20 protein-coding genes are annotated in these 21,520 nt (G+C 46.2%); 6 read left to right on the forward strand and 14 right to left on the reverse strand.

Annotated elements, in window-relative coordinates:
- The first annotated feature begins 293 nt into the window (after positions 1-293).
- A complete protein-coding gene (locus N836_RS47270; protein WP_023071692.1) occupies positions 294-1,646 on the forward strand; it encodes a leucyl aminopeptidase family protein in 1,353 nt (450 codons plus the stop codon).
- Positions 1,647-1,874: 228 nt separating this feature from the next.
- On the forward strand, positions 1,875-2,102 hold the full coding sequence (locus tag N836_RS47275) for a photosystem II protein, Psb35-related (RefSeq protein WP_023071693.1): 228 nt from the start codon (positions 1,875-1,877) through the stop codon (positions 2,100-2,102).
- Positions 2,103-2,277: 175 nt separating this feature from the next.
- Here N836_RS47275 and N836_RS47280 read toward each other — a convergent pair whose 3' ends face one another.
- The 12 genes from N836_RS47280 to N836_RS47335 form a co-directional block, all read right to left on the reverse strand.
- A complete protein-coding gene (locus N836_RS47280; protein ID WP_023071694.1) occupies positions 2,278-2,940 on the reverse strand; it encodes a Na(+)/H(+) antiporter subunit B in 663 nt (220 codons plus the stop codon).
- A gap of 2 nt (positions 2,941-2,942) precedes the next feature.
- On the reverse strand, positions 2,943-3,518 hold the full coding sequence (locus tag N836_RS47285) for a DUF4040 domain-containing protein (RefSeq protein ID WP_023071695.1): 576 nt from the start codon (positions 3,516-3,518) through the stop codon (positions 2,943-2,945).
- Positions 3,511-3,798 (reverse strand): monovalent cation/H(+) antiporter subunit G, encoded by a 288-nt coding sequence (locus N836_RS47290; RefSeq protein ID WP_023071696.1) that lies wholly within the window; start codon positions 3,796-3,798, stop codon positions 3,511-3,513. The genes N836_RS47285 and N836_RS47290 overlap by 8 nt, the downstream gene beginning before the upstream one ends.
- Positions 3,795-4,046, reverse strand: a complete 252-nt coding sequence (locus N836_RS47295; RefSeq protein ID WP_023071697.1) for a hypothetical protein — start codon at positions 4,044-4,046, stop codon at positions 3,795-3,797. The genes N836_RS47290 and N836_RS47295 overlap by 4 nt, the downstream gene beginning before the upstream one ends.
- Entirely contained in the window at positions 4,043-4,441 is a 399-nt protein-coding gene (locus N836_RS47300) for a Na+/H+ antiporter subunit E (RefSeq protein WP_023071698.1), read from the reverse strand. The genes N836_RS47295 and N836_RS47300 overlap by 4 nt, the downstream gene beginning before the upstream one ends.
- Entirely contained in the window at positions 4,441-5,880 is a 1,440-nt protein-coding gene (locus N836_RS47305; RefSeq protein ID WP_023071699.1) for a cation:proton antiporter, read from the reverse strand. The genes N836_RS47300 and N836_RS47305 overlap by 1 nt, the downstream gene beginning before the upstream one ends.
- Positions 5,877-6,230 (reverse strand): cation:proton antiporter subunit C, encoded by a 354-nt coding sequence (locus N836_RS47310; protein ID WP_023071700.1) that lies wholly within the window; start codon positions 6,228-6,230, stop codon positions 5,877-5,879. Before N836_RS47310 ends, N836_RS47305 begins: the two co-directional genes overlap by 4 nt.
- An 83-nt stretch (positions 6,231-6,313) precedes the next feature.
- Positions 6,314-7,726: a cation:proton antiporter gene (locus tag N836_RS47315; RefSeq protein WP_023071701.1), complete on the reverse strand. Its 1,413-nt coding sequence runs from the start codon at positions 7,724-7,726 to the stop codon at positions 6,314-6,316.
- Positions 7,727-7,865: 139 nt separating this feature from the next.
- Positions 7,866-8,075: a hypothetical protein gene (locus tag N836_RS47320; RefSeq protein ID WP_023071702.1), complete on the reverse strand. Its 210-nt coding sequence runs from the start codon at positions 8,073-8,075 to the stop codon at positions 7,866-7,868.
- A 14-nt stretch (positions 8,076-8,089) separates the two neighbouring features.
- Entirely contained in the window at positions 8,090-9,799 is a 1,710-nt protein-coding gene (gene bicA / locus N836_RS47325) for a bicarbonate transporter BicA (RefSeq protein WP_023071703.1), read from the reverse strand.
- 465 nt (positions 9,800-10,264) lie between these two features.
- Entirely contained in the window at positions 10,265-13,042 is a 2,778-nt protein-coding gene (locus N836_RS47330) for an AAA family ATPase (RefSeq protein WP_023071704.1), read from the reverse strand.
- Positions 13,043-13,188: 146 nt separating this feature from the next.
- On the reverse strand, positions 13,189-13,485 hold the full coding sequence (locus N836_RS47335) for a hypothetical protein (RefSeq protein WP_023071705.1): 297 nt from the start codon (positions 13,483-13,485) through the stop codon (positions 13,189-13,191).
- A gap of 1,330 nt (positions 13,486-14,815) precedes the next feature.
- Between N836_RS47335 and N836_RS47340 the strand changes: the two genes are divergently transcribed.
- From N836_RS47340 to N836_RS47350, 3 genes are all read left to right on the forward strand, one after another.
- On the forward strand, positions 14,816-17,413 hold the full coding sequence (locus tag N836_RS47340) for an nSTAND1 domain-containing NTPase (RefSeq protein WP_023071706.1): 2,598 nt from the start codon (positions 14,816-14,818) through the stop codon (positions 17,411-17,413).
- Between the two features lie 193 nt (positions 17,414-17,606).
- Complete coding sequence (gene msrA / locus N836_RS47345) at positions 17,607-18,239, forward strand: peptide-methionine (S)-S-oxide reductase MsrA (RefSeq protein ID WP_023071707.1); 633 nt, start codon at positions 17,607-17,609, stop codon at positions 18,237-18,239.
- A gap of 121 nt (positions 18,240-18,360) precedes the next feature.
- Complete coding sequence (locus N836_RS47350; protein ID WP_023071708.1) at positions 18,361-19,008, forward strand: DUF3386 domain-containing protein; 648 nt, start codon at positions 18,361-18,363, stop codon at positions 19,006-19,008.
- A gap of 31 nt (positions 19,009-19,039) precedes the next feature.
- On the opposite strand, the gene N836_RS47355 is transcribed toward N836_RS47350, so the two are convergent.
- Positions 19,040-19,516, reverse strand: coding sequence for a hypothetical protein (locus N836_RS47355; RefSeq protein WP_152532092.1), 477 nt, complete (start codon positions 19,514-19,516; stop codon positions 19,040-19,042).
- 158 nt (positions 19,517-19,674) lie between these two features.
- On the opposite strand from N836_RS47355, the gene N836_RS47360 reads away from it, so the two are divergent.
- Positions 19,675-20,532 carry an NAD(P)-dependent oxidoreductase gene (locus tag N836_RS47360; RefSeq protein ID WP_031292084.1) on the forward strand — a complete coding sequence of 286 codons (858 nt, stop codon included), beginning with the start codon at positions 19,675-19,677 and terminating at the stop codon, positions 20,530-20,532.
- A 48-nt stretch (positions 20,533-20,580) separates the two neighbouring features.
- Here the strand turns inward: N836_RS47360 and uppS are convergent, their stop codons facing one another.
- Positions 20,581-21,357, reverse strand: a complete 777-nt coding sequence (uppS, locus tag N836_RS47365; protein WP_023071711.1) for a polyprenyl diphosphate synthase — start codon at positions 21,355-21,357, stop codon at positions 20,581-20,583.
- Positions 21,358-21,520: the final 163 nt, after the last annotated feature.

A 21,520-nucleotide genomic window follows, 5' to 3' on the forward strand; every position in this document is an offset into this window, starting at 1 on the left:
TCAGCTGAGTAAAACGCATGAATCTATTGCCTTGAGCAGGGATTTGAAGAAATGTGGCTGGTCCTTCGTAGGCCCCCCACAGCCTATGCATTTATGCAGGCCATGGGGCCCGTCAATAATCACCTGGAGGGTTGCTGTATTCGGGATTTGGTTGAGGAAAAACGCGACTTATTTGAGCGTCCATAAAGATAGATAATTTTAAGGTGTAATTCTTGGAATAATGCTCAGCTGCTACACCGTTGCTGATAGCCATAAGGCACACTATTCTCGTCAGAATAATTGTTTTTGAATGCGTGGAGGTTCCCTTGGCAGATGCGATCGCAATTTACTTAGTCAATGCAGAGGAACTCCAAAATGATCATCCTGACAGCCTTACCTGGTGCCAAGCGTCTGGATTTTCCGGTCAAGTTGGCAAGAGCTGTCTGGTGCCCGATGCCGCTGGCAAAATCAGCAAAGTTTTAGTCGGTCGCCCTGAAAGTCTCGATACATGGACCCTTGCGGCACTACCCAAAACCTTACCAACAGGCACCTATGACCTCGCTGGTATGTTTTCCACCCATAACGCCACCAAACTATACCTGGGTTGGCAGCTAGGCAGCTATAACTTTGACCGCTACAAGCTCACTAAAGTTGGACCAGTCGCCACCCTACAACCACCTGAAAATGTGGACTTAACTTACGTTAAAGCAACGACTGAAGCCACTTATCTTGTGCGCGATCTGATCACCACCCCATCCAACAACATGGGTCCCGATCAGCTCGAAGAAATAACTCGTACTTTGGCTGATCGCTATGAAGCCCAAGTAGCAGTCATTGCGGGCGGCGATCTAGTTATCGAAAACTACCCAATGATCTATGCCGTAGGCAAAGCCAGCACCCGCGCCCCTCGGCTAATCGATCTGCGCTGGGGTAACCCTGATGCCCCCAGAGTGACCCTGGTCGGTAAAGGCGTTTGCTTTGACAGTGGCGGTTTAGACGTCAAGTCAGCAACGGGCATGCGTCTAATGAAAAAAGATATGGGAGGCGCTGCCCAAGTACTAGGACTGGCACAGATGATTATGGAAGTAGGGCTACCAGTCAATCTGCGCGTCCTGATTGCCGCCGTTGAAAATAGTATTGCTGGCAATGCCCTACGCCCCCTTGATATTTTGACCTCCCGTAAAGGTACCACTATTGAAGTGGGCAATACGGATGCGGAGGGACGGCTAGTGCTCGCCGACGCCCTGTGGGAAGCCAGCAGTGAAGACCCAGATTTACTCATTGACTGCGCAACCCTTACAGGAGCCGCCCGCGTTGCCCTTGGCACCGAACTCCCGGCCTTTTTCTGCAACAATGATGAGACAACTGCAACGCTGCTGAAGGCGGGCCTAGCTGTAGACGATCCCCTATGGAATTTACCCCTGCATAGCGCCTATCGCTCCATGCTCGATAGCCCAGTAGCCGATATGAACAATATCGCTAGCGGCTCCTACGGTGGCTCAATTACTGCCGCTCTGTTTCTACAAGAATTTATCCAAACAGAGGTTCCTTGGATTCATGTCGATTTTATGGCCTATAACCTCCGGAGCCTACCAGGTCGACCCGAGGGAGGAGAAGCTATGGGAATGCGCGCATTATTCCAGCTAATCAAGCAGCGCTTAGCCTAGGGTACGGATCTCCTCACCAGGTTATTCAAAGTTGTACTAATGCTACCTACCGTCTGTCTGATTTACAGAATATAAGGTGTTGATAGCCATACAGATTCACCAGTCAAGCAGTGTTGACGTTTTTTAATATTTTTCGTTACATTCGGTTACATAAGCAACGCTTGCACTTATAAATCTCCTGGTCTCTGCATCAAGCAGCTGACCAGCTATTAGACAAGGAGACTAGATATGGCTATCGTGTTAGCACTTTTGATCGTAGGTTGGATTGCAGCTGCCTTAATCGGTTCCCAGGCATATTTCCTTGGTGAGCAATCCAAACCCATCCATGAGCGTAACTGGCGCTCTGATTCCTTTGACGCTCTGGCTAAAACCGTAACTGGACATACCACTGATTTCAACAATCGCACCCCTGCTTATAGCTATGATGCTTTTTCAAGTCAGAGCTTAGAAGGTTAGGCAATTCTCTCTTACAGCTGCTGTAACAACAGAGCTGAGAGCCATTTAAGGGCATTTAAGTTAATCACATGTAAAAAATAAAGCCTCCGAACTCTCTGGTTAGGAGGCTTTATCCTTTTGGGGATATAACCAGGTTTCACAACCTAGCGTGCATGGAACCATAAGAGCCAACTTCCTACAACAACCCTCGATAACGAATAAAGGTCAAAATAGCTGCCCAGGACCCCAAAGCTACCTTGATGGCCACCAGAATGTTCAACACTGGAATCCATCCACCGCTGACTAGGGAACCGACCTGACCATGGGGGAGTTCAAAGCCGATCAATGTGACCACAGCCAAAATGATAAATACCAGAACGGCTATTTTTTCCCATATAGCCGCTCCCCAACGCTTATATATCCCCTCCATCCATTTCGGCGAAGACGTAATCGCCACCAGACCAATGGCAGTACCGCCTGCAACTCCAGCGGCAAACCCTCCCCCCGGACTAAGATGTCCTCGAATAGCTAACTCAATACCAACCAGGGCCGCAATAGTTGCCCCCAGCCGTGCTAACTCTATGGATGGATGATCAGTAAATTGATAGATAGTACAAGATGGTTGTTCATTGGCCAGCAAAAAGCGCGCCCCCATAATTGCCAGGGTAAAGACAACAACTTCAAAAATAGTGTCATATAGGCGATTCCTAAAGATAATGCCTGATACAGCATTCGAGACACCGGTATCCTGTACAACCACCTCAATAACAGATAGCTCAGCTGTATCAGCCGCTGGGTTGGGAAAAACCAGCATCTTGATGTAGAGCGCGATTCCAACGACAAGATAAATCCACTTCATAGCTATTTCCTGATTGGTACGTTATTGATTTCTTCAATGTCTGTAAATCTCAGACTCACCTGTTCATGCGACAGTTGTGTCTGCAAAATCTCATATAGGCGTCGCACACGGATTTGTAAACAACATGGAGAGACCGTTTGATCATCAGAAAATTGGGAGTCTGGTCCCATAAAAGCTGCGTGAATTTCCTTATTGGATAAAGCTGTTTGTAAACTAGAAACCTGAGAGAATGGCACAACTTCTAATCGCAGATGCTTTTCTTTCAGATGATTGCGTAGAGATGCTAAAAACGATTCATATGCTGGAAATTCGCTACTAGCAGTTTCGACCACCCCCAACCGCATACTCATGGACGAGCGCACGGCAACGGCATAAAGCGTAATCGATAACATTGTGCCAACCAAGGCCTCAGTCAGTGCTACATCTGCGGCCCCAAACAGGGCATACACTAAGGCGGCAACGGCTCCTAAAATGCCACGAATAATCAGTGCATGATAAGGATCAACCTGTGACACCAACATACCGGCTGTCACAGGAAGTAGAACTAAAATTGCAACGGTGTAAATATCTTCAGCCATGACGTCCTTCGTTTGAGCAGTAGGCCAACACATAGCCCAGCACCGTATTCCAAATAGATAATGAAATTAGCGCCAATAACAGCAATGGCCACTCTTTAGGAATTTTCAGCAGTAGACCGACGATAATGCTCATGGAGCCAAGGGTGTCAGCCACTGATAGACTATGTAATTTAAATAGAACTGAGCGATGACCTAACAGTGGCAGCGTGCCCCAAAACCAAAAAATTAAACCCACCACAATGCAGCCGTAGCTAGCAACGTTGATAAAGACATCAATCATAATTCATTCACCCGTCTCAGCACATGGGCCAACAACATTAAGGCTGCATTCCCAACACTTAAAATTAGTACCCCCACCACACCAATCATCCAATCATCACGCAGGACAGAAAGCACCAAAATCATGGTTGATGTCTTAGTAGCTATACTGGCAAAAGCAAGCATTTTTTGCCAGATATCTTCATCCTGCCAGGCTTCATATATCGGGATTAATAAAGCAGCAATCATGGCTAATAAAACGCCGTTCATCTTCCCAACCTCCGCTTAACTTGATGAACTTCATACCAGCCGTCCTCACGATATTTGAGCACAATGGTTTTAGGCGTGAAAGTAATCAAAAAGATATCAAGAAAAATCAAACCCGGTGTGCGATATGGGCGAACACGTTCTAGCGTTACATCCTCTTTTTTATGAGGCCAAAGCATAATTTCAAATGCTTCAATGTAAGCCTGAGGAATAGCAACAACAATATGCCAAAGTATCCGTAGCCACTCTTTTAGCCATCGCTTCCAGGTAGATGGAATGGTATAGCGTTGTGGAATCAGCAGTGCTACAAAGAGACCAATAGCAATATTGGCTGGACTCAAATCAGCCGTGAGTAAGAACCAAATTGTCAGTCGTAGCAGTATATCGGGGATACTCATTACGCCAGCACCATACTAAACAATAAGACGAGAATTAAGCTCATTGCACCGATTAGATGCTCCAAGCGCTCAGCTGCGCGTGGTAGCTCTAGCTTCAGCTTTCTCAGCCACACACTGTAGATGAACCAACCTGCAGCAATTACGAGTAATGCTTTATTAATGTTCGAGAGGGTATAGGCTTCAAAAGAGAAGCTATTGGAGGTAATGAGACCACCGATTAGTAACGCGAGGGCTGGCCAAAAACCAGCCGAGGGTTGTTTGACCGACTCTGGAAATCGTTGAAAGGGTAAGAAAATAAATTTAGCGAAGGCAATGGCTGTACCAGTAGCTGCAATCGTTAACACAATCGACTGCCATGGGTCTAATGCCTTTAGAGTCAGTGCTTTAGCGTTAAAACCAGACACTAAGGGAAACCCAGAGATAGATAAGCTAGCTACTACTAAGACGCCCCAAACAGGTAGCTGTATCGGTGTTTGTCGGAGTTCTTGAAAGCTACGACTTGGCAAATTCCCTGCTACTAAGAATAGAGCCGCTTTGGCTAGGCCATGGCTAAGTGCATAGAAGCCTGCTAATGCAGGAGCGGCTATGACAAATCCTAACTGGGAAATTGTACTGGCGGCTAACATCCGCTTGGTATCTTTTTCAAAGATGGCATATCCTACCCCTAGAAGCGCCGTAGCCACACTGAAAATCTGAAGAATAGGCTGAATATCACTGACCAACAATGCACACCTGACTAGTGGAAAAACACCGGTTTTAACCACTACACCTGACAACATGGCTGATACAGGTGTCTCGGATTCTGAATGGGTTAGGGGTAACCATAATCCTGAGACAAAAATGCCGCCCTTGGTCAGCATACCGAGCATGATCAGCGCGATCGCATCTGTCGGTGCCTGCTGTAAACCCACATAGGAAAATGAGCCACTGGCTTGATAGACCAATACTGCGCCAATTAGGTAAAACAGCATGGCCGTATTGCTAACAAACAGATAGCGCAATCCGATCCAAATTGAACGATCCGTCCGGGGATAGGCAATGAGCAAGAAGGCCGCAATGCCAACAACCTCCAAAGCCACATACAGGCTAATAAAGTCAGCACAGATGAAAACAGCATTCACACTGCCATGCAAAACCGTCAGCTGAGTGAAAAAGAACGCTGACTTCTCCTGGGGCCAACAATAGAGAAGCACCGCAGTCGTCACCAGAGCATTACCCAAAATAAAGTAACCACTCAGGGAATCTGCCAGTAACCTGACACCAAAGTTATCTAATAGCTGCAGGTCCAGCGTCCCTGACAACTGTATCAAGGTCAGACTATAGGCCACTGAAACCAGCACCACACCCATTGCCAGATAACGATCCAGTTTTGGTAGCAGATAGATGCTAAATCCAACAAACAGTGGCAGAGCAATCCATGCGATCGTCATCATCATCATGGCGTATTACTCCTTTCGATTTCGGAAACCTCTAGCGTCGGATTATCCCGTGCCAGCTTCATCACTCCCACCAGCATCAACGCTTGAATCGAGAAACCAATCACAATGGCAGTTAAAATTACCGCCTGAGGAACTGGATCAGCATATGCGATCGCCTCAGCTTCTAGCCCAGGTTGCAAAATAGGCGTAAATAACCCACGGTGTGACGCCACTAGAACGTAACAAGCAATGACGCCAGTGCTCATCACATCCATGGAGAGAATCTTCATCATGAGGTTTTTTTTCAGAATAATGCCAAAAAAACCACCCATGACCGTAGCAAAGATACAGGCTTCAAGTACAGCAGTCATTGATTTAGATATCGAACAAACGTCGCTGGATGAGATTTGAAAGGAACTCCTGCCACTGACCAAACAGCAGCAGGAGTAATCCCTTACTCTGTCGCTGATAACGCTGCTTCAGTTGGAAGCTCCACATCGGTTTCCTTGAGAGTCATCTGCAGCAGCGGCGGCGCTAAGAATGTAGTTAGAATCACCATCATGATAATAGCTGCTTCTAGCGGACGATCTAACACACCGCTCGCAGATCCAATTCCAGCAAAGACAAGGCCAACTTCACCACGGGGAATCATACCCACACCAATCGCCATGCGATTGATGCCAGGCTGCCCGAAAACAGCCCAACCCGTTATCACCTTGCCAATAACTGCAACCGCCATCAAGAATGCCGCAATGATTAACCCAGCACGATTTTCAGCGACCATAGGATTCAAAACTCCCAGGTCTGCCTTAGCACCTACTGTGACAAAAAAGATAGGTACTAGAATATCGGCAATCGGCATAACCTGCTGATCGAGTTCGTTGCGCTTATCAGTTTCGTCAAGCACCAGGCCAGCTGCAAACGCACCTAAAATTGCTTCTAAATGGATGGCACTAGCCAGACAAGACATCACCAATGCAAACGTGAATGCAGGGATGAGAAGCGCCCCACGAGTTTGTAGCTTATCGGCAATGGCCACAAATCCTGTATTGAAGAATTTGCCCAAAAGGATAGCACCTAACAGAAACGCACTGGCGCTAATGATCAAATAGACAACATTCAACAAATCAACTTCACCTGTCTTAGCTAGACTAGCCACAACGGCTAGCACAATAATGCCTAAGACATCATCAATAACAGCTGCCCCAACAATAATCTGGCCTTCCTTAGATTTCAGATGACCCAGTTCAGCAAGGACTTTAGAAGTAATCCCAATACTAGTCGCCGTCAGCGCTGCCCCAGCAAAAATTGCAGGAATCACAGGAACATGGAAAATTGAGATTAGCCCAACGGTGCCAAGGGTAAAAGGAGCAACAACACCAACAACAGCCACCACAGCCGCTTGAGCGCCAACCTTACTTAATTCACGCAGGTCGGACTCCAGTCCAATTTCAAACAGCAGAACAATAACACCTAATTCTGCTAAGACCGAAATAACCTCGCTCTGGCTTTCAAAAACATGCATGGCGGCCTCAGCATCAAGGTTCCCCATCCACTGTATGACTTGAGCAATGACTGAATCAGTTACAGCTGCACTATTCTCAGGGAACATGATCAGATGTAAGGCTGAAACCCCTACAACCACACCCCCCACCAATTCACCCAGCACAGGAGGCAAATCAAGCCGCTTAGATAATTCACCACCTAATTTACTGGTGAGATAAACTGTAATCAAACTCAGCAATACACCAATCAAAACAAATGGGCCGCTTTCAGCAGATGAGACCTCTGCGAACACCCATGGACTAGCAGGCCAGGCATCTATCAACTGATTAAGGGATAGATTTGACAGGTTATTCAAAAACACGAATAAAGCCTCTTTATTTCAGAGTTTCAAAATGTTTTTTATGTCCTAGGACATCAGTGTGAAAGTCAAGTGCCAAATGAATAGAGGCAGGAACTGAAACCCAATGCCTAAAAACAAGTAGAACGCTATTTGATGGCAACTAACTACGTAGACTGCCAAGTTGTAACCAACCAATGGCAAGAGCACCAATTGTTAGTTGGACCGCACTAGGCACGAGAGAGAATCCCCAAATGCCGCTCAAAAGACCGACGCTGTATAGTGCCATGGAGTGAACTTCATCAAGGTGACGCAATCGATAACCTAGAACGGTAATACCGAGAGCAAAAAACAGCCAGAGAATAGGTTGCATAGCTCTCCTTCAAGTTAGCTTGAGATCTTAGAGGACGCGTCTTCTAAAGATGAGGTCGATAGATCGGTCTCAGAGTCTGTAGGATAGATGCTCAAAACAGCTTGCTTGAGCGCTTCAGCGCGATCCGCATGCACATGCTTAGTAGGAACTAAATCAAAGACCTTAAGCGATGACAAGCGACGTCTGGTTTGTCCAGCAGCACCTACGATATACACGTAGCGTCCTTTCTCAGTAGCTTCTTTGATAGCACTCTCAATAGCTAGAGAAGCAGTTACACCCAAGTGGGGAACATCATTTAAGTCAAAGACAACTGCGTCGTATTCTCCAATAGCGTTATGCTCTCGGGAAATGGCTTTGGCTACCCCAAAAATCATGGGACCACCAAGCTGGAACAACAATACGCGACCATTACCTTCGTCTAACCAGCGCTTTTCATCAGAGTCCAGCCGAATCGCATCGTCTGCGTCAGTAATGGCCCGAACAGACTCAGAGCGCAGTTGGCTCATGCGATCAATTGTAAGGATGTTGGCAACAAATACACCGATACCTACTGCCGCAATCAAGTCGACTAAAACCGTCAACATAATAACGCCGTACATGATCAGCGCACCCTTCAGAGAGATTTGATGCGCCCGCTTAAGGAAATCCCAATCAATGATGTCAATACCAACCTTGAGGGCAATACCAGCAAGGACAGCCAGGGGAATTGTTGCAGCTAAATTAGCAGCTCCCAAGATAACAATCAAGAGAACAAAGGCTCGAGTGAGGCCAGAAAGCGCTGTACGACCACCGGCTTGGATATTAACAACGGTGCCCATGGTAGCACCAGCACCAGCAATACCGCCGAACAGACCAGACATCAGGTTACCAAGACCCTGACCAATCAGCTCTTTATTAGAGTTGTGGTCAGTACGGGTTAGGCTATCAGCAACTAAGGAAGTCAACAGTGCGTCAATACATCCCAACATCCCCAGAACAGCTGCATCAACAAACATTAGGCGTAACTGATCAGCCCCGAAGGTAGGAACCTGCATCTGCGGGAAACGCATGGGGATTTCGCCGATACGACGGATGTCGATATCAGGAAACAGAACTAGAGAGAGTATAGTACCGCCGATTAGTGCAACCAGCTGAGGTGGAACCAGCCGCTTAAGCCTGGCTGGCATGAACCAAATAATGGCAACAGATACAACTGCCAGCATTGTCTCGGGAGGTTGTATGTTGGCTAACAAGTCAGGAATTGACTGTAGCGTACCAACTACACCGCCGCCAGGACTGGCTTGACCCAAAAATGGTGCAAGCTGCAAAATGACCAGGATGATACCAATACCAGACATAAAGCCCGATATAACGGTATAAGGCATCATCGTGACATATTTACCAAGCCGTAGAAAGCCAAAGATAATTTGGAATACCCCGGCCATCATGACCACGGTGAATGCCATCGCCATCCCATTTTCAGGATTGGTTGCGGTCAGATTGGCAATCACAGCCGTCATGACCACTGTCATGGGGCCAGTGGGCTCAGAAATTAGTGTAGGCGTGCCACCAAATAAGGCCGCAAAAAAGCCAACTAATACAGCCCCCCATAAACCTGATGCTGCACCTGCACCAGAGGCAACACCAAAGGCCAACGCCATGGGTAATGCAATAACAGCAGCGGTGACGCCTCCAAAGATGTCACCGCGTAAATTTCGGAAATGGATCTTATTTGTAATCTGCATTTTGAAGCACCTCGCTTAGCCAAGCTAAGACTCTCTCAGTTGCCCACCATTGACCTGAATCCAAAAGCTTGCCTGACGTTTCCCAAAGAAAGCTAATGCTTGCGCTGCCGAGGAAATCAGACATGGTGGTTAAATAAATCAAACAAGAATTGACTTCAATAAATGAAATCCTTGCTTGTCATTGATTAAAGTCTACCAATAAAATGAAATGGCTTTACCATTTGTTTGATTTATTAATTTCAATCAGAAGCATAAGCTTAGTCTATAGGTTCACCACCTAAATATGCGCTGACTTTGCTTGGATTATCTGCGGAAACGCTATTTAAAGCAGCATTTATTAGCTTTTGTCAGCTAACTACTCATTACTTCTGCTATTGAAGAGCTATAGTTGGACAACTGCTACAGGGAACCGAGCCATTAAACGACACTGACGTCACTACAACCGGTTGATTGCAAACAGCAGACTCAGGCATCCACTAGCTCATCTTCTCGCTCGACAACGATGACGTGCTCAGTCACCTTCTCAAAGGTATCGTCATGGCTGATGACAAATAACTGTTTAAATGCCTTAAGTCGGGCGATGGCTTCAGCTAAACTCTCCCGTCGGGGACGATCCATATTGGTGGTAGGTTCGTCAAAGAAGGCGATATCGATATCGGCTAGTACCTTGAGTAGGGCCAAACGCACAGCCAGAGCAGCACACATCTGCTCACCTCCCGAAAGATTGATAAAGCGGCGTGTGTTACCGCCCTCTTGCACCAGAATTTCATAGTCTCGGGTCCACTCTAATGCTACGTTAGGACGATTTAAAAGTTCTCGGAATAGGCGATCTGCTTCTTGTGAAATTCCGTGTACATAGCGTTCGGTAATGCGTGGTCCAGCTGCTTTGTAGGCCTTACGCGCAAAATTAATAAAGCGCTTGACACGTTCCTTTTGCTTGAGATCAAGCTGAGCTTGATCTTGTTTTGCAGCGATTTGTCGAAGGCTATCCAGCTGGCCAATAAGTTCAGTTTGTAACTTGCGTTGTTGAGGCAAGCTACCCGTGATGCGATCGCACTGAGACTTCACCTCTGCATACCGCTGTTCTAATTGCTGCAGCGTCGCTGGATCAAAATCTGCCGATAGCTGTTGTAGCTCAGAGGTAAGGGTTGTAAGCTGCTGAGTCAAATCCACAACTACTTGGTTAGCCGCAGCTACATCGGTATTCAGCCGTTCTAAAGACTGTGCATCCTTCTCGTGTTGTATGTAGAGCAGATAGCCTGGTTGATATTCTTGGCGTTGCTGTTGCTGCTGCGTAATGGCTTGATCTAAATCGGCAAAATCCGCAATTTGCTCAGTTAATTGCGCCAAACTCGCTTCCAAGGTTTGGCGATGGGTCTGAAGCCGCTCATAATCAGCCTCAACGTTAACCATCGTCTGGATCTGCTCCTGCAAAACATGCCGTCGGCCTTTAGGATCGCTCAAAGTTGCAATTGTTTTTTCTACTGTACTCAAACGCCGAGCCAGGTGTTCAGCTTGAGTCAGTTGCTGTTCGAGCTCGGCAATATCCGCCTGGAGTTGCTGTTGCTGGCCTATCAGTTTAGTGTGTTTTTGCTGCAGCCTGGCACGGTTGTTTAACTGGGCCTGATCCCCATAAGCCTTGTTTAGCTGTATCTGTCCCGATTTTAGATTGCGGTTAAGCTGCTCAGTGTCCACTTGTTCTGTGAGATCGGTGAGAATACTCTCTAGGGCTGATAAAGTTGTTTGACTGAGGTTTTGTCCGGTTGCGATCGCAGTTTTCAACTGCTCCACAACATCTTGAGATAACAGAGATAAACTTTGCTGTAGCTCATCTAGTGCGGTGATAGCAGCCACAGTTTGCTGAGCATAGCTGGCAGATTGGGTACGATGATGAGTCACCAGCTGTCGCAGTTCTATTTCAAACTGTTGAGCGGCTGCAATCCGGCTCAATTGTTGCTGCCAACGTTGCTGCTGTTGTTCCAAATCAGGAATCATCTTGACGGTATCTTCAAGCACATCAAGGGCGCGCAACTCACGCTCAGCTTGTTGAATATCTTGCTGCTGCCTCGCTAAACGCTCATGCAAGCTTTGCGATCGTAACTGTAGTTTCGCCAAAGCTTGTTGTTTCTCAAGCAGCACCTGACGTTCAGACTCTAGACGATCTTGTTGCTGACATTGAGGAGCTAAACTCTCAAGTTGAGACTGAAACCGACTGTGCTGCTCCAGTTTTACCTGTAGTCCTGCCAGGGTGGCCGCTTGTTGATCAAGATTACGCTGTTGTGCAAGCTGCTGTTGCACGAGCTGCTGACGCTGTTTATTTTTCTGCGTCAGCGCCTTGAGAGTATTTTCAATCTCCAGAAAACAACGATAGGCTGCAGCATGGGCTTGGCATAGATCCTGAGCTTGCTGGGCTCTATGCTGGGCCTGTTTCATCACATTCTGAGCCTGCTGCTTAGCTTCTAGCTGCAAACTCAACTGCTGCTGTTGCTGCTGCAACCCTTGTATTTTTTCAGCTTGAACAGCCAAAGCATCTTTTTGGGTCTGGAGCTGTGCCAGACCCTCCTGCAAATGAGCCAGCTGTTGTTCGCCAGCCGCAATCTCTGCGAGCAGACTCTCATAACGAGCCTGCAAAGGATCTAATGACTGCAGTCGCTCCTCATATTGCTGCAGCTGGTTTTTAACCAATTCCACCTGAGCTTCTGCATATCGGCGTAATGCATTGGAATCTTTGTGGACCTGGCGATATTCTTCTACCTTCAGCACATTGTCAAAAATGGGCTTACGTTTTTCAGGGCTGAGCAAAAAATCAGCCGTAAAGGTACCCTGAGGCACCCCAATCGTGTTCGCAAAAAGTTGACCCAGATCGGTCCCTACCGGCACTCCCAGGTGTTGCTTGAGCCAGGGTTCCACCTCATCTTTGATGCGACTATAGTTCAAGCGCTCCCCTAGCTGCGGATCATACAGGGTATATCCTCGACTAGTACACCGCTCAACTTCATAGGTACGACTATCGTAGCTAGAGACAAAGGCAACTCGAACCTGGGCACTGCCACTACCGTTTCGCACCAGGTCTTCTTGTTTATAGCCACCCCGATGATTAAATAGTGTCCAGGCAATGGCCTCTAAGATGCTGGTTTTACCTGCGCCATTGACACCGCAAATTGCATTGGTACCCAGCTGGAACTCGAAGTTGCGATCGCGATGAGCCTTAAAATTGGTGAGGGTAACCGACAGTAAATACATGGCAACCCCTTAACTCTAGATCCCAGAACAATTCAAAAATATGCACTAGCCCAGTTTACCTGCTCAAGCCTCAATTGAGCCCTTGGCTGCTAACGTGACATAGCACAGTAGTATTATTGAATCAAAGAGCAGCTTACTTCGAGTCTCTAGAAAACATCTAAGCTACCAGACACATTTGAGGGTTGCCGCAAAACGGGCAGTGCCTGCTGCGCCCAAACCTGTACGCGAGGATGGGAACTCGTTGCTAATTGACGACACAACTTAATGGCTGCAGGCAATTGTCCACTCTCTTTATAAGCCCGCACTAACCAGATGTTAGCCGAGTAGTACAGCTTATCCGGCGGACGTACCTGAGAAGCAACATACTTTAATCCAATAATCCCTTCTTGGAACTGTCCAACCCTAACTGCGTCTATCGCAGCCTCCAACATCTCTTTTGGCATTTATTTAATCTATGATCCTAAATGATGCGTGTTTTTGGATAATCAAAATGAAGACACTCCCTATTGACCAAACAATGCCTGAGCCATCTTGAACTCAGAAAAGTCGGTCCTTTCAAGCAAAATAGATGAATCCTGAGCACTCAAGAGAGACTTCTACACCCCACAGTCGTGAGATACATTGAGCACAATTAGCCATCTCACCTACAGTTACAAGTGCTCAAGCATAGAACATTGCCAAATCCAGAATACTCTTGCCTCCTCATTTTCCTACATACTCACAGATAGTTCTTTAGAAATTTTTCCACCCAACTTTGTTCCTCACAGACAAGAATTAAGCAATATCGCTGAACCAGATAAAGAAACCACAAATCATCGTATTGCGTATTATTTTTCAGCCAACATACTCCCCCCTGGCAGGTAATCTATTACACCCTGAAAACACCAATCAACCCTTAGCAAGGGCAACAATCTAAAACTTAAAAACCCAGGAAAATTGTCTGCTTCCCCTCAACAAAAGCCACCCTTAACTCTGTAGCCTTTAGTCAATACGTCTATGAATTTATCCGCATTTCTGCGATATGATTTACACTCGCCAGAAACATAACTTCATCCTCCTAAAGAACACTCAACATTCAGAGAGCTAAAACAGTCCTCTTACAAGTGATTTTTTATATCTAGTTTGAACTTAAAACTCCGTATATGTTTCATAACTTTGAGTGTCATATCGGTTATCACCATTTATTCAAAATATCTTTTGAGTACTATTACCGAAAATTTTTTAGCCGAAATCCGCTAATTAGCGTATCTACATCAAAAACACTTTATAAGTTTTCAAAAACATTGTTGATACAGAAAATTCAACCTTATAAATACAGCTTTTTATCATCAATTTTATTTTTTATTTAAAGTAGTTACGCTGATTATAAATCACAATAATTCAATGTTTTTTGGTTGCTTAATAAAAAAACTATGGGGTTTCACGGATGATTAATATTTTTTGATAGATTAAATCCATTTGATACTGTCTATTGAAGGGCATCACCCCTCTGCCATATCCGCAAAAACTTCTAGTACTTTGAATACAGAAGCAGTCTTATCTCAAGGACACCATGAATACTTACTTAAAGCTATTCGTGCTGCTTTTAACATGCATTGAGGCCATCTGTCTTCTAGAGCAATATCTTGAGAACCTTTTTATCGTCATTCTTTTCTCAGGAAATATTGATCAAGGAGAGACCTCAAAGCAGTAGATATCTACTTAGCGTTCACTTCTTCTCATCTCACCGAAAATTCTGACCGCCTTTTAACTGTTCACTAGGGTATAGTAGCTATGTCACGGGATGCATTGATTGTTGGAATAAATCAATATCAGGCATTGCCCAGGCTTACGGCAGCAGCTAAGGATGCGGAAGGCGTAGCTAATCTTTTAGAAACTTATGGCGACTTTCGAGTACGCAGATTACCTGAAATCATTCAAGACCAGCGGCCTAAAATCGGTCAACAAACATTAGTTTCAACCCAGCAATTAGAAAACAGTTTGGTACGCCTACTGTTACCCAAAGGCGATCATATCCCTGAGGCTGTTTTCTTTTATTTTTCAGGTCATGGTCTCCAAAGAGAAATCGGTATTCGAGAAGGGTATCTGGCCACCAGTGACACCCAGCCAGACATCTCCAACAGCGGGCTATCATTATCGTGGCTACGCCGTCTAATCAGACACAGTCCCATACGCCAAATTATTGTCATTTTAGACTGTTGTCACAGTGGTGAGTTCCTGTCTCTCAAAGATGAATCCTGGCAGGGAAGAGATGGTCAAAGCTATTTGTTTATAGCAGCCTCTCGGGAGTATGAGGAAGCCTATGAGTCACTCAACAGCGATTATAGTGTACTAACTCAGGCAGTTGTCTCTGGGTTACGACCGCAGCAATCTGACCATGGTCGAGTCACAAGTGTCGATCTAGTTGCTTCGATTACTAATCAGCTAAGCAATGAAATTCAACAACCGCTCTTTGAACAGAGTGGCAGCGAAATTGTTATTACCCGCCACTCGGAGCGTTCTTTACCACCAACCAAGAGCATTCCACTCATTGCTCGCTTAAAGCAGTACAGCTTTAATTTCTGCCCCTATTGCGGACCCCAACCCTATGAAGCCAAGCATGCTGAGTATTTCTTTGGGCGGGAAAATCTTATCCAAGATATGCTCTTAGCATTACAACATACAGATATCTATGCACTGGTGGGTGCCTCTGGCAGTGGTAAAACGTCCTTATTGCAAGCTGGTCTGATTCCCCGTCTAGCTCAAGGACATGATATTGAGGGAAGTGAGCATTGGTTAGTACGCTACGTGACCCCTAATGCTCACCCCTTAAAAACCCTTGCTGCCGCATTTGTTGACGCTGATCAGGAGATTAATGTTGCTGCTCAGTTATTACAAGCTGAAAATATCCTGCGTAATGAGCCCAAGGGGCTAGCACATTTAGTGAGTGCCGCACTCCTTAAACATCCGACTGCCAAGAAGTTTTGGCTCATAATTGACCAATTTGAAGAGCTACTCACCACAACCAACAATCCTCAAACACAAAACGATCGAGAACAGGTCATCAAAGCCTTGATCAAAGCCTTGCACTGTCCTGCAATTGATTTAGGAGTGATTATTAGTCTGCGCTCAGATGCTATGGATCACCTGCTAACCCATGGCGAGCTGTTTTCAGCATTAGAGGGGCATCAGGTTGTTATTCCGCCAATGAGTTATCAAGAAATTCGAGAGGTGATTGAAAAACCTGCGGAGAAACTGGGATTAAGGATAGATCCTTATCTAGTTCACAATCTAACGTTGGATTTAACTGGTGCTCCTGGTGAATTAGCCTTACTGCAAAATACACTCCATGAACTGTGGCAACATCGTTCTCCCAATTCATGCAGTAAAGGTAGCCCCTGCTTATCATTAGAGAGTTATATGAAACTAGGGAGACTCTCTAACATCATTACCAGCAGAGCGACAACTCTTTATGAATCACTCCCTGTAGAGGAGCAAGCAGTAGCAAGACGCATTTTTCTCTCCTTATGTGATTTAGGTGAAGGTCATATTGATCAAGGTCGTCGCGTTCGGAAAATTGAATTGGTGAATCATCAATTTCCTAAGGCATTAATTGATCGAGTCTTGAAAAAATTTATCATGGCCCGGTTAATTGTTGTAGACCAAGCGATCGCACCTCTTCAGCCAAGTAACCGAACAGTGGCCACAAACGTAGAAATACCAGAGGAAACTACTATTCAGTTGGCCCACAAATCTTTAGTCTCGGATTGGTCTCTATTGCGTCAATGGTTGCACAGCAATCGCACTACACTGCGTCAACGGCGGGATATTGAAGACCGAGCCTGGATATGGCACCATCGTGGCCAACTCAAATGCCCAGACTATCTACTCGGGCAGCGGTACTTACAAGATGTAAGTCAGTTTCTAATGGCTCACTCACAGGACTTATCAGATTTAGCTCAAAGGTTTGTACAAATTAGCAGACGCACCGTTATTTGCCAGCGGTGGCGAACCCGAGGGATAGCCGTCATGCTCCCTCTTACCATCATGACAGGCATGACGGCATCATTAGTACGTCAAACTCCAGACTGGCGCTTTAGGAGAGTCGCAACTGGCGATGCTGCACTTGCAACCCAGTTACCCAATCCCATATCGACTATGGAACTCCAGCCACAATTACCGACAAAATGGGGCATGATGGGAGCTGATTCTCTTGTAATGACTGGCCAAATTCTAGTGTTTAGACGGCAGCATCCACAGTCCGAACTCAATCACATTCCGATTACCCAATTAGCCAGTCTAATCAAGCCTGGCATGCTCACAGCAAGCTCAGCATCATTACCGGACACATCCAGCACGCGGCTGAATGATGGTGAAGTCAGCGCCCCCTAGAATCCAGGTTTGCAAGGTCTCGTCAACCTGCGACAATCAAGTTCGGCTCAAGACTAGAAAGCATAGATGATGGAATATAAGATTCAGACTTATGATTAGACGTTACGTGGACTATTGGCTACTAGCTATTCTGTCCTTTATGCTGGGAGCCATTGTCATTCCCAGTATTTGATCAGCACTGGCGTTATTTTCTATGATCACCATTTTCAAACTATGGCAGCCAAAGTGGCTGCTACGGCAAGTGCTCCTCAGTCTGCTGATTGGGGGCCTATGGTGTTTAGGAGCATCTGCAGCTTTAGCCGCAACAGCTCAGGCAACATTTGCAGGAGGCTGTTTTTGGTGTATGGAACACCCCTTTGATGAGCTACAGGGTGTCATAGAGACCACATCCGGCTATATGGGAGGCACGGTTGAGAAACCTAGCTACCGTCAGGTATCGTCAGGGACTACCGGGCACGCAGAAGTCGTGCAGGTTGAGTATGACCCTGATATTGTTAGCTATGAAACGCTGATGAATACTTTTTGGCACAATGTAGATCCTTTGGATGGAATGGGTCAGTTTTGTGACAAGGGCAGTCAGTATCGGTCTATCGTTTTTTATCACAACGATACCCAACGTCAGCTCGCTGAGACTTCAAAACAGACAATCGGTAATCAGTTTAATCAGTCGATCGTGACTGACATTCTGTCGGCAGCAACGTTTTATCCAGCAGAAGATTATCACCAAAATTATTATCAGACTCATCCAGCCCGTTACCGACTATATCGGTTTGGCTGTGGTCGTGATCAACGATTAGCAGAACTTTGGGGTAACTCACCAGAGTGAGTACGAGTTAGGCATTAGTGTAGTCACAACAACCAGACGCGGCACTATTGCAATATATCTATGTGCTCAAGGGATAAAAAACTGACTAAAGTAAAGGGTAGATGTAATCCAACAAGTGCCCATGACTGCTGTACAGCTTTCTGCACGCGACATTATGCGTGCCGCCTACGAGAACCGTTACACCTGGGATGGTAATTTCCCTGGCTACACGACCGATGTCGAGTTTAAGCATGGCGAGCAAACCTATGTTGGTACGGCCCGCGTCAATCCCGATCTCTCGGCTGAGGTCTTTGATATTGAGGATGAAGCTGCACTGAAAATGATAAAAGGGCAGCTGTGGGAGGTGGCGATTCACCGAGTACGTCGTGAGTTCGAAGACACCCATGGAAAAAATACCTTTGGTCTGGGTGAAACCGATGATAGGGGAGCTGTAGAAATCCTGGTTGAGGGAAAATCTACTGGCGATAAGTACAAGGTTTTGAACGACGAAGTTGTTTTAGTACACCGTCACATTCACGGTGTGGTTGTGACTATTAATACTTTTAGTACTCATGACACAGGGGCTGGGTATCTATCCCATACCTATGACTCCGTATACCACGACCCGAAAACTGGTGAACAGAAAAAGGGTCGTAGCGAGTTTACGGATGAGTATGATCAGGTGGATGGCTACTTTGTCTTGACTCGCCGTGCGATCGCATCTGCCGATGAAGGCGATATGGAATTCCGATTTTCCAATATTCAGCTACTCACCCCAGAGGCCGCCTAAAACCCTGCCCATATAGAAGCCAGCACCAACATTAAATTGGGCATTGCTTGCGTAGAGCTTCTGTCACCTCGCCGACATTCGCTTCAGAATCCAACTGAAGTGTACGAATGTCGGCTTTAATTTGATTACTAGGTTCAGGATTACTAGCGATCAACTCTGCAGCCTGATAGCGGTAATCTGATGCCTGTTGATAGGCTTCAACCAGCTGAAACTGAATCGTTTGCAATCGGCGATTTGAGAGCAGCAGACCGTCCAGCACCTGGGAGATATCAAAATAAATACGACCAACCTGGCGTTCAATCCCCTGGTTATAGCCAGCATTGCCTAGATTATTTTCATTGATTTCCTGAATACGCAAGTTGCCTTCAGCCAGGGCTCCATTAATTAAGGCACACTCTTCTCGCGGCGTGCAGCCAGTCAAAACAACAACGACTAAAGCACCTAGTGCTAGTATCTGACGACCTAAACTACGGGAACAGAAAAAATTGGACATATAAAATTTAGACATATACAGATTTTGCTGCAGTTCAGACTGGTTTTGAGCCTGAGTATTGGCTTGTGTCAACCAAATCTAAGCTGTAACGTTACCGCTTCTTAGTTTTACAAGTTATTAGGGTTACCCCAGGACAGCTGCAATTGAAACAGACTAATAGAGAGGAAATTAGGTTGAACATTAGTTTTCTAGGTACCGGACTCATGGGTGCCCCCATGGCCCGTCGACTACAATTGGCTGGCTATCAGGTCTATGGCTGGAACCGGAGCACAGATAAAGTAGATGCGCTAGTAGCAGACGGCATTAAACCTACCACCACCCCAGCAAGCGCGATCGCAGAATCTCAGCTAATTATTCTGATGCTTACGGATGCAGCAGCTATTCACGCCACGCTGCTCAGTGCAGAAGCAACTGGTCACTTAGCAGGACGCACCGTCCTACAAATGAGCACCATTGCCCCCCAAGAAAGTAAAGCCATTGCCCACGCTGTTCAAGCCGCTGGTGGAGATTACCTTGAAGCTCCCGTACTCGGTAGTATCCCAGAAGCTAAAACCGGCAAGCTGATTGTGATGGTGGGGGCCACACCCGATCAGTTTGACCAATGGCGGGCCATCCTAGAATGCTTTGGACCCGACCCTCAGCTCATGGGTCCAGTAGGAGCCGGTAGCGGCGTCAAACTAGCGATGAATCAGCTGATTGGCACCCTCACCACTGCCTTTTCCATGAGTTTAGGACTGGTGCAGCAAGAAGCCATCGACATTGAGAAATTTATGTCGATTGTGCGCCAAAGTGCCCTCTATGCACCCACTTTTGACAAAAAGCTAGAGCGTATGTGCGATCGCAATTTTGCTAACCCCAATTTTCCAACCAAGCACCTGCTTAAGGACATGAAACTGTTTGTCCAGTCCGCTGAAACATTCAATGCCGACGTAGCCCAAAGTGTTGCTCATATGGCTAAGCAAGCGGTAGAACAGGGGTTGGCAGATCAGGATTATTCAGCCGTGTTTGCTGCCGTAAATCCAGAATGTTGAGTTTTGACTGACAGTTAAAACTCAACATTCAAAACTGAGAGTGCACCACTAGGCAGTTAGAACTTGTGCTTTAACAGGTTCCGATAAGGCTCCAAAGCGGCGATCTCGGTTTTGGAAAGCCAACAATGCTTGATGAAACTGATGGCGGTCAAATTGAGGCCAAAACACATCAGTAAAATACATCTCAGCATAGGCCATTTGCCATAGTAAAAAGTTGCTTAAACGCTGCTCTCCACTAGTACGAATCAGCAAATCGGGGTCGCTACTACCGGACGTATAAAGATGCCGTTCTAGCAGCTCTTCAGTAATCGCATCCGCAGAAAGCTCACCCTTTTCGACACGCTCAGCCACGGCACGGCAAGCTTGAGTAATTTCATGACGGCTACCGTAGTTAATAGCTACATTAAACTCAATGGCATCATTGTGTTGCGTCTGCTCAATCGAACGCTCCATTTCACGACGCAGTGAGGTATGCAACCCTGATAAATCCCCAATAAATCGAATACGCACCCCTTCTCGATGCATTTCTGATAGCTCCTTACGTAGCAAGCGCTCAAACAGCACCATCAGAAAATCCACTTCTTCATGGGGACGTCGCCAGTTCTCGGTAGAAAATGCATATACCGTTAAGGCCCCAATGCCCCAATCTTTGCAGCAGCGAAGCAAATCCTTGAGAACATTAGCCCCTCGACGATGGCCTTCGATCCGAGGTAGACCTTGGCTCTGAGCCCAGCGGCCATTGCCATCCATAATTACAGCAACATGGTTAGGTAGCCCGCGGGGATCGAGGTCGGACGGTAGAGTTTGCAGAGTTTGGGTCATCATAATTGTAGATACGTATTGCTCCAAATATGCATTAAACGTAATTAGCCTGTCTGTACTGTCACGCAACTGGTATAGTCAAGCTCAACGAAAAATTAAAATACTGGTCTTTATAAAACCATTGACTTTAATCTAATCATTTACCCAGCATTCTTAAATTAAGTAA

Origin of the sequence: Leptolyngbya sp. Heron Island J, from assembly GCF_000482245.1 — a bacterium.
Lineage (GTDB): Bacteria > Cyanobacteriota > Cyanobacteriia > Phormidesmidales > Phormidesmidaceae > Leptothoe.

Bases quoted from the DNA above. Each gene is read 5' to 3' on its own strand.
- N836_RS47275 (WP_023071693.1), top strand. From the start codon at position 1,875: ATGGCTATCGTGTTAGCACTTTTGATCGTAGGTTGGATTGCAGCTGCC.
- N836_RS47280 (WP_023071694.1), bottom strand. From the start codon at position 2,940: ATGAAGTGGATTTATCTTGTCGTTGGAATCGCGCTCTACATCAAGATG.
- N836_RS47285 (WP_023071695.1), bottom strand. From the start codon at position 3,518: ATGGCTGAAGATATTTACACCGTTGCAATTTTAGTTCTACTTCCTGTG.
- N836_RS47290 (WP_023071696.1), bottom strand. From the start codon at position 3,798: ATGATTGATGTCTTTATCAACGTTGCTAGCTACGGCTGCATTGTGGTG.
- N836_RS47295 (WP_023071697.1), bottom strand. From the start codon at position 4,046: ATGAACGGCGTTTTATTAGCCATGATTGCTGCTTTATTAATCCCGATA.
- N836_RS47300 (WP_023071698.1), bottom strand. From the start codon at position 4,441: ATGAGTATCCCCGATATACTGCTACGACTGACAATTTGGTTCTTACTC.
- N836_RS47305 (WP_023071699.1), bottom strand. From the start codon at position 5,880: ATGATGATGATGACGATCGCATGGATTGCTCTGCCACTGTTTGTTGGA.
- N836_RS47310 (WP_023071700.1), bottom strand. From the start codon at position 6,230: ATGACTGCTGTACTTGAAGCCTGTATCTTTGCTACGGTCATGGGTGGT.
- N836_RS47320 (WP_023071702.1), bottom strand. From the start codon at position 8,075: ATGCAACCTATTCTCTGGCTGTTTTTTGCTCTCGGTATTACCGTTCTA.
- bicA (WP_023071703.1), bottom strand. From the start codon at position 9,799: ATGCAGATTACAAATAAGATCCATTTCCGAAATTTACGCGGTGACATC.
- N836_RS47330 (WP_023071704.1), bottom strand. From the start codon at position 13,042: ATGTATTTACTGTCGGTTACCCTCACCAATTTTAAGGCTCATCGCGAT.
- N836_RS47335 (WP_023071705.1), bottom strand. From the start codon at position 13,485: ATGCCAAAAGAGATGTTGGAGGCTGCGATAGACGCAGTTAGGGTTGGA.
- N836_RS47340 (WP_023071706.1), top strand. From the start codon at position 14,816: ATGTCACGGGATGCATTGATTGTTGGAATAAATCAATATCAGGCATTG.
- msrA (WP_023071707.1), top strand. From the start codon at position 17,607: ATGATCACCATTTTCAAACTATGGCAGCCAAAGTGGCTGCTACGGCAA.
- N836_RS47350 (WP_023071708.1), top strand. From the start codon at position 18,361: ATGACTGCTGTACAGCTTTCTGCACGCGACATTATGCGTGCCGCCTAC.
- N836_RS47355 (WP_152532092.1), bottom strand. From the start codon at position 19,516: ATGTCTAAATTTTATATGTCCAATTTTTTCTGTTCCCGTAGTTTAGGT.
- uppS (WP_023071711.1), bottom strand. From the start codon at position 21,357: ATGATGACCCAAACTCTGCAAACTCTACCGTCCGACCTCGATCCCCGC.